Here is a 7,657-nt window from a genome sequence, read left to right as displayed (position 1 = left end):
CCTCGGCTCGGAACTGATCACCGGCACGACCGAGATCGGCTTCGGCGCGTCCGGCGACGGCGGCGGCGCGCTGCGCGACCGGATCATGCGGCGGCAGGCCGGCACCCGCTGCGGAGGCTCTGCCTGGCCGTGAGTCCGATGCCGAACCGGACCGTGCGAACCACGGCCCCCCGGCGGCCCCTCTGGCCACCAGCCCAGCGATCGGAGCATTCCATCATGAACGAGACCCGGAACAACGCCCCCGCCGACGACGCCCAGGAAGAAGCCGCCCGCGCCCTGCAGACGGCCCTGGACAGAAGAGCCGATTAATTCTTCTCCTCCTTCGGGCCTAGGGGCCCTCCATCGTCGAAGAAATAGGGCGATCGCTGGCATCGCTCCGTCTCGCCTAGCGGCTCGCTGCGCGATCAGGTTCTCGCAGGCTCGAACCTGCCTTCGGACGCAATCGCAACCACTGAGGTTGTCGCCGGGGTAGTGAAGCAGGCTGAGGCAGTAGCGGATTCGGTCAGCGAGTCAGGTGCGCCTCGCGGCCGTCTCCATGGCCCGAGGGCACCCGTCAGCCTCGGTACGTCGTGCCAGGCAGCCGCTTCGCGCTCAGGTTTCGCTTGCGTGAAGCTGCCTTGGACGCGATCGCGAGCCTTGAGGGCGTGCGTGGTTGCGGCGCTGGCCGGGCGGGCCTCGCCCGGGCGCCGATGCGAGACTGGGGGAGTGGCGGGCGATGTGAGTAGTGCCGAGGTTCGTAGCGTGCTGGAGCGCGTTGCCGGGCTTGGGCCCTATTTCGAGCTCGTTGCGGAAGAGGTCTCCGGCGAGGCCGGCTGGGAGGCGTTTCCCGGGGGTGCCGGACGGCTGCGGGAGGTCGTCCGCGACCATGCCGGGCGGCTCGGGACCGATGAGACCCGGGTGGCGGCCTCGCTGCTCTTCCAGGGGCTCGCGGCGCGGATCTGGTCGCCGGTCGTCGCCGCGGCGGCGCTCGGGGTCGTGCCCGATCTTTCGGGGGTGCGGTGGCGGTGGGCGCCGGGTGAGCCGATCATGCTGGGGCTCGCCGATGTGCGAGGGTGGCGCGTCGGGAGCGTGGCCGAGGCCGTCGAGATCGTCCATCCCATGGTCGTGGACGGGCTGCTGCGGCCGCTGCGGGAGGCGCTGCTGGACTTCGTCAGGCTCGCGGAGGGGCTGGTCTGGGGCAACGCGGCATCGGCCCTCGCCGGGAGCCTGAACGTGGGGGCCGCCGATCCCGGGCGTGCCGCGATCGTGCGGGCGCTGCTCGCGCGGGAACCGCTGGCCGGGGCCGGGTCCTTCGGGCCGCGCGGGTTCGTCCGGAACAATTGCTGCCTGTATTACCGCGTCCCTGGTGGCGGCATGTGCGGTGATTGCGGGCTCGGGCGCTGAATGCCCGCGATGTGAGACGAAAGCCCAAGCACTGAGACGTTTGCAGTAGAGTGCGCGCATGGCTTCGCGCAGCATTCGTCTGGCCGTCATCCCGGGGGACGGGATCGGCCCCGAGGTGGTCGCCGAGGGACTGAAGGTCCTCGACGCCGTGTCCGGCGACCTCACGTTCGAGCAGACCTCCTACGACCTGGGCGCCGCGCGGTGGCACCGGACGGGGGAGACGCTGCCCGACTCGGTCCTGGAGGAACTGCGCGAGCAGGAGGTCATCCTGCTCGGCGCCGTCGGCGACCCGAGCGTGCCGAGCGGCACGCTGGAGCGCGGGCTGCTGCTGCGGACCCGGTTCGAGCTGGACCACTACGTCAACCTGCGCCCGGTGAAGCTGTTCCCGGGCGTCAGCACCCCGCTGGCCGGCGTGACCCCGGACGACATCGACATGGTCGTCGTGCGGGAGGGCACCGAGGGCCCGTACACCGGCGTCGGCGGCGTCCTGCGCAAGGGCACCCCGCACGAGGTCGCCACGCAGGAGAGCGTCAACACCGCCTACGGCGTCGAGCGCGTCATCCGGTACGCGTTCGAGGTCGCGGCGTCGCGGCCGCGCAGGAAGCTCACGCTCGTCCACAAGGACAACGTGCTCACCTTCGCCGGTGACCTCTACCAGCGGACCCTGAAGCGGGTCGCCGCGGAGTACCCGCAGGTCACGACCGACTACTGTCACGTGGACGCGGCCACGATGTTCTTTGTGAGCCAGCCGCGGCGCTACGACGTCATCGTCACCGACAACCTGTTCGGCGACATCATCACCGACATCGGCGCCGCGATCGCCGGCGGCATCGGGCTCGCCGCGTCCGGGAACGTCAACCCCGACCGCACCGCGCCGTCGATGTTCGAGCCGGTGCACGGCAGCGCCCCCGACATCGCCGGACAGGGCAAGGCCGACCCGACCGCCACGATCCTGTCGGTCGCCATGCTGCTCGACCACGTCGGCGAGGGCGAGGCCGCCCGCCGCGTCGAGCAGGCCGTCTCGGACGACCTGGCCGAGCGCGCCGCGCTGGGCGCCCGGTCCACGTCCCAGATCGGCGACGCGATCGCCAAGCGAGTATCCGGCTAGGGGCACGCCGCCTCCGGCCAGACCGGGCGTGCCCTCGCGGCGCGCCCGGTTTTCCGTATGCGCCCGCGTGGAGGAGCAGGTCTAGACGAAGTAGGACAATGGGGACTAGGAAGCCGATGCGGCGATGGGGCCGCATGGGCCATCCGCGAGAGGACGAGACCGCGATGAGCGACACCCTGGAATTCGAGATCACGCGCACCGAGCGGCCCGCGACCGCCGAGGACCGCGCGCGGATCCTGGCCGAGCCCGGGTTCGGCCGATACTTCACCGACCACATGGTCACGATCCGGTACTCGGCCGAGCGCGGCTGGCACGACGCGAAGCTCGAACCCTACGGGCCGATCCCGATGGACCCGGCCTCGCAGGTGTTCCACTACGCCCAGGAGCTCTTCGAGGGCCTCAAGGCCTACCGGCAGCCCGACGGTTCGATCGTCACCTTCCGGCCGTACATGAACGCCGCGCGGATGAACAGGTCGGCCAGGCGGATGGCGATGCCGGAGATCCCCGAGCAACTGTTCGTGGACGCCGTCGAGACGCTCGTCCGCACCGACAAGGACTGGGTGCCCGACACCGAGGGCCACAGCCTCTACCTGCGGCCCTTCATGTTCGCCACCACGCGGGCGCTCGGCGTCAACAGCCCGGCCCACGAGTTCCTCTTCATGGTCATCGCGTCCCCGTCCGGCCTCTACTACCCGCGCGGCATCAAGCCCGTCTCGGTGTGGCTGTCGCAGGACTACACCCGCGCGGCGCCCGGCGGGACCGGGGAGGCCAAGTTCGGCGGCAACTACGCCGCGTCCTTCGCCGGCCAGGCCGAGGCCGTCGCGCAGGGCTGCGACCAGGTCGTCTGGCTCGACGCGGTGGAGCACCGCTGGGTCGAGGAGGTCGGCTCGATGAACCTCATGTTCGTCTACGGCTCCGGGGCCCAGGCCCGGCTGCTCACCCCCGCGCTCACCGGCACCCTGCTCGCCGGCGTCACCCGCGACTCGATGCTCAAGCTGGCGCCCGACCTCGGCGTGCCCACCGAGGAAGGCAAGATCAGCATCGACGAGTGGGAGGCGGGCTGCGCCTCCGGCGAGATCACCGAGGTGTTCGGCTGCGGCACCGCCGCGATCATCAGCCCGGTCGGCCGGGTCAAGGGCCGGGACCGCGAGTGGACGATCGGCGACGGCGAGCCCGGCGAGATCTCGATGCGGCTGCGCCAGGAGCTGGTCGGCATCCAGTACGGCACCCGTCCCGACCCCTACGGCTGGGTCCACAAGATCATCTGACTGGCGGCGCCGGCGGCGCGCGCCCGCAGCGGCGCGCCGCCGGACCGGTCCGGGCTGCTCAGTGGCGGATGTGCACGGACGTCTCGACGACCGGGCCCTTGCTCGCCGGTCCCACGCCCCGCGAGGACGGGTTGATGGCGTAGTTGAACGAGAAGCCGACGAAGGCGCGGCCGGGGCGGCCGCCCTCCTGCACCGCGAAGGTGCAGATGCCCGAGAGCGTGTAGACCTTCCGGACGCGGTGGGGTGCCACCGTGGAGTGCCAGAGGTAGCCGACGGGGACGACGTGCCGGTCGTGGTACCGGCCGTTCAGCCCGGTCGCCGTGCAGACGGCCCTGCTGCGCGCGATCGCCCGCAGCCTCGCACTGGTGATCTGGAACAGCCACGGCATCGGGTAGCCCCTGGAGGGCCTGGCCACGTTCACCTGCGCGTGGAACCGGCCGACCGAGTCGCGGTAGACGAACGACTGGCGGCTTTTCGTGAACGTGAAGTAATGGGTGGGTGCGGCGCGTTCCGGACGCCCGGCCGCGGACGCGGCGGATGCGGCGGACGCGGTGGACACGGTGCCGAGCGCCATCACCAGCGCCGTTCCGGAAGCGGCCGCGACCCGGCCGTATGTGTGCATGCGCATTCCAGGAATTCCCTTCGGAAAGGTTCGCCGTCCGCCACGTCGGGTGGACGGCTTCGGTCAGCCCGCCGCCCGGGTGCTCAGCCGCGGCCGACCGACCGCACGTACAGCGCGCGGTAGGCGTAGCCGTCCTGCTCGGCCTCCTCCCAGGTGAAGAGCACGCTCTCGCCCGGATCGAGCGAGGCGAAGGCACCCGGTTCGGCCTGCACGTCCGAGAAGTGCGCCCAGACCTCGCCGGGCACGTCGGGTGAGACCAGAACCCCCCACCCGGCATCGTCGTCCCAGGACGCCACCGTCCCGCGGACCGGTTCGCCGCTCATCGGATCCCCCTTCTCCGGCGGACAGTGCGATCCTCATTCCTTTTACCGTGAAAGCGCAAGTGCATTTCGGGGTGAGGAATGTATTGCCATCATCTTTTGATTGGTAATCGTTCTTTATTGTGCAATGGACTCCAAGGGGAGAAAGTCGCGTTATGGCGGCGGGGTGGTCGCGGGTCCGGTGGCGACGTCCCAGCATCTGAGACGGATGTCCAAGATCCGAGGACCATGTGGCAGACTGTGAGCATCATGCGCCACAGCCTCGTGATTATCGGCTGGCGCGCCGGCAGCTAACGGGACACCGCCGGCGCGCAGACCTCTCACGTCCGTGAGGGGTCTTTTTTGCGTCCTGGCGCTGGTCCCCCTGGGGGTTCTCACATGCAAGGCGACGCGTTCCACGTCTACGACACCACTCTGCGCGACGGCTCGCAGCAGGAGGGGCTCAACCTCTCCGTGCCCGACAAGCTCGCGGTCGCGCGACATCTGGACGACCTGGGCGTCGGCTTCATCGAGGGCGGCTGGCCGGGCGCCAACCCCAAGGACACGGAGTTCTTCAGGCGGGCTCGAACAGAGCTCGACCTGAGGCACGCGCAGCTCACCGCGTTCGGCGCGACCCGCCGGGCCGGGGTGAAGGCGGCCGACGACCCCCAGGTCGCCGCTCTGCGCGAATCCGGCGCGTCCGTCGTGACCCTGGTCGCCAAGAGTCACGACAGGCACGTCGAGCTGGCCCTCCGCACCACCCTGGAGGAGAACCTCGCGATGATCCGCGACACGGTCTCCCACCTGCGTGCGGAGGGCCAACGGGTCTTCCTGGACGCCGAGCACTTCTTCGACGGCTACAAGGCCAACCGCGCCTACGCGCTGGAGGCCGTCCGCACCGCCGCCGAGGCGGGCGCCGACGTCGTCGCGCTCTGCGACACCAACGGCGGCATGCTGCCGGACGAGCTGGCCGAGGTCGTGCACGAGGTCGTCGGCCACGGCGTCCGCGTCGGCATCCACTGCCACGACGACTCCGGCTGCGCGGTCGCCAACACGCTCGCCGCCGTCCGGGCCGGCGCGACGCACGTCCAGGGCTGCGCGAACGGGTACGGCGAGCGCAGCGGCAACGCCAACCTGTTCACCGTCGTCGGGAACCTCCAGCTCAAGCGGGGCATGAGCCTCGTCTCCGACGCCCAGCTCGCCGAGATGACGCGGATCGCGCACGCCGTCTCCGAGGTCACCAACGTCGCGCCGAGCTCGCAGCAGCCGTACGTGGGCGTGTCCGCGTTCGCGCACAAGGCCGGGCTGCACGCGTCCGCCGTCAAGATCGACCCCGACCTGTACCAGCACATCGACCCGGCCGCCGTCGGCAACGACATGCGGATGCTGGTGTCCAGCATGGCCGGGCGCGCGTCGGTCGAGCTGAAGGGCCGCGAGCTCGGCTACGACCTGTCCGGGGAGAAGGCCAAGGCCGTCGTGGCCCGGGTGAAGGAGCTGGAGTCCACCGGCTACACCTTCGAGGCCGCGGACGCCTCGTTCGAGCTGCTGCTGCGCGAGGAGCTGACCGGCGTCCGGCAGCGGCACTTCGAGGTCGAGTCGTGGCGGTCGATCGTGGAGCGCCGGCCGGACGGCTCCATGATCAGCGAGGCCACCGTCAAGCTGCACGCCAAGGGCGAGCGGATCATCGCGACCGGCGAGGGCAACGGCCCCGTCAACGCCCTCGACAACGCGCTGCGACTCGCGCTCGGCCGCCTCTACCCGGAGCTGGCGCGGCTGGAGCTGGTCGACTACAAGGTCCGCATCCTGGAGGGCGCGCACGGCACCGACGCGCGGACCCGGGTGCTCGTCGAGTCCGGCGACGGCGAGCGCGAGTGGGGGACCGTCGGCGTCGAGGACAACGTGATCGCCGCGTCCTGGCAGGCCCTGGAGGAGGCTGTCACCTACTGCCTGCTCCGCGCCGGCTACGAGGCCGGCTGAGGCGGGAATCTCCGCGCGGTCGCGGGCATTATCAGGGCATGAGCACCGAGATCAGCGACAACGCCGAGCAGAGCCGCTACGAGATCCGGGTGGACGGCGACCTCGCCGGATTCGCCGAGTACGAACGGGGAGAGGGCACCGTCGTCTTCACCCACACCGAGGTCGACTCCGCGTTCGAGGGCAAGGGCGTGGGCAGTGCGCTGGCACGCGGCGCCTTGGACGACGTCCGCTCCAAGGGTTTTTCGGTCGTCCCGCTGTGCCCGTTCATCAAGAAGTGGATTGACAGACACCCGGATTACCATGGCCTGGTGCGCTAGCCGCGTCGCGTTAAAGGAACGCGCCGATGCTCGCGGACACGGGGAGCGGCCCGTTCGTTCGGATGAACGGGGATCTTTCCGTGAGTATCGGTACGGTCACGCAGAAAGTTCGCCAAACCGGCGAAACCGGTAGCGGATTTCAGTTGAAGGATCCACTATGGCATTCTGCGCGGCACGTGCGCGCAAGCCCCGTCCCCTGTGAACCGATGTCCCTGCGACCCGACCCGCCGGAGTGATCGTATGCCTGTCCGACCCTGGAGCCCCGAGGACCTTGGGCGTCCCACGGACGGGACCTGGGCCGACGTGGCGTTCGGCCTCGGCGAGACGTACGAGCGCGAGGGCCGTCTGGAGCAGGCGGCCGGCTGGTACCGGCGGGCGGCCGAGTCCGGGAGCGCCGACGCCGCGCTGCGCCTCGGCGCCGTCCTCGGGCGGATGGCCGACGCCGGAGCCGACCACACGGCCGTCGAGCTGCTGGCGGAGGCGACCCGCTGGCTCAGCGGCGCGCAGGACGCCACCACTCCCGACGCGATCGAGCTCATCACCGCTACGCTCAACCGGCAGATGCGGCAGGCCGCGCGCCGCGGACTCGAACCGGCCCCCGCCGGCTGACGCCGGGGGGGGGGGGGGGGGACCCATACCGCACCCCCGGGGGGGGGGTACCAGATTTAGGGGGGAGTGGGAGG

Annotated in this window: 8 protein-coding genes; 6 read left to right on the top strand and 2 right to left on the bottom strand. The window is 70.6% G+C overall.

What is annotated here, in order from left to right; genetic code table 11:
- Nucleotides 1–741: 741 nt before the first annotated feature.
- The 3 genes from AB0C69_RS34385 to AB0C69_RS34375 all read left to right on the top strand — a co-directional run bounded on the left by AB0C69_RS34385 (nucleotide 742) and on the right by AB0C69_RS34375 (nucleotide 3,759).
- Nucleotides 742–1,383 (top strand): (2Fe-2S)-binding protein, encoded by a 642-nt coding sequence (locus AB0C69_RS34385; protein WP_360359220.1) that lies wholly within the window; start codon nucleotides 742–744, stop codon nucleotides 1,381–1,383.
- Between the two features lie 58 nt (nucleotides 1,384–1,441).
- Nucleotides 1,442–2,491, top strand: coding sequence for a 3-isopropylmalate dehydrogenase (locus AB0C69_RS34380; protein WP_360359217.1), 1,050 nt, complete (start codon nucleotides 1,442–1,444; stop codon nucleotides 2,489–2,491).
- A 164-nt stretch (nucleotides 2,492–2,655) separates the two neighbouring features.
- Nucleotides 2,656–3,759, top strand: coding sequence for a branched-chain amino acid aminotransferase (locus AB0C69_RS34375; RefSeq protein ID WP_353835682.1), 1,104 nt, complete (start codon nucleotides 2,656–2,658; stop codon nucleotides 3,757–3,759).
- Nucleotides 3,760–3,817: 58 nt separating this feature from the next.
- On the opposite strand, the gene AB0C69_RS34370 is transcribed toward AB0C69_RS34375, so the two are convergent.
- Both AB0C69_RS34370 and AB0C69_RS34365 read right to left on the bottom strand, forming a co-directional pair.
- Complete coding sequence (locus tag AB0C69_RS34370) at nucleotides 3,818–4,387, bottom strand: hypothetical protein (protein WP_353835680.1); 570 nt, start codon at nucleotides 4,385–4,387, stop codon at nucleotides 3,818–3,820.
- Between the two features lie 77 nt (nucleotides 4,388–4,464).
- Nucleotides 4,465–4,704, bottom strand: a complete 240-nt coding sequence (locus tag AB0C69_RS34365) for a cold shock domain-containing protein (RefSeq protein WP_345174838.1) — start codon at nucleotides 4,702–4,704, stop codon at nucleotides 4,465–4,467.
- A gap of 375 nt (nucleotides 4,705–5,079) precedes the next feature.
- Between AB0C69_RS34365 and cimA the strand changes: the two genes are divergently transcribed.
- The 3 genes from cimA to AB0C69_RS34350 all read left to right on the top strand — a co-directional run bounded on the left by cimA (nucleotide 5,080) and on the right by AB0C69_RS34350 (nucleotide 7,583).
- Nucleotides 5,080–6,657 carry a citramalate synthase gene (gene cimA, locus AB0C69_RS34360; RefSeq protein ID WP_345174840.1) on the top strand — a complete coding sequence of 526 codons (1,578 nt, stop codon included), beginning with the start codon at nucleotides 5,080–5,082 and terminating at the stop codon, nucleotides 6,655–6,657.
- 38 nt (nucleotides 6,658–6,695) lie between these two features.
- Nucleotides 6,696–6,974, top strand: coding sequence for a GNAT family N-acetyltransferase (locus AB0C69_RS34355; RefSeq protein WP_360359212.1), 279 nt, complete (start codon nucleotides 6,696–6,698; stop codon nucleotides 6,972–6,974).
- Nucleotides 6,975–7,214: 240 nt separating this feature from the next.
- Nucleotides 7,215–7,583: a hypothetical protein gene (locus AB0C69_RS34350; RefSeq protein WP_345174842.1), complete on the top strand. Its 369-nt coding sequence runs from the start codon at nucleotides 7,215–7,217 to the stop codon at nucleotides 7,581–7,583.
- The last annotated feature ends 74 nt before the right edge of the window (nucleotides 7,584–7,657 follow it).

This window comes from Actinomadura sp. NPDC048032, from assembly GCF_040653175.1.
GTDB lineage: Bacteria > Actinomycetota > Actinomycetes > Streptosporangiales > Streptosporangiaceae > Spirillospora > Spirillospora verrucosospora.
Note: the sequence above shows the minus strand (reverse complement) of the source record. Positions and strands in the feature narration are given on the sequence as shown.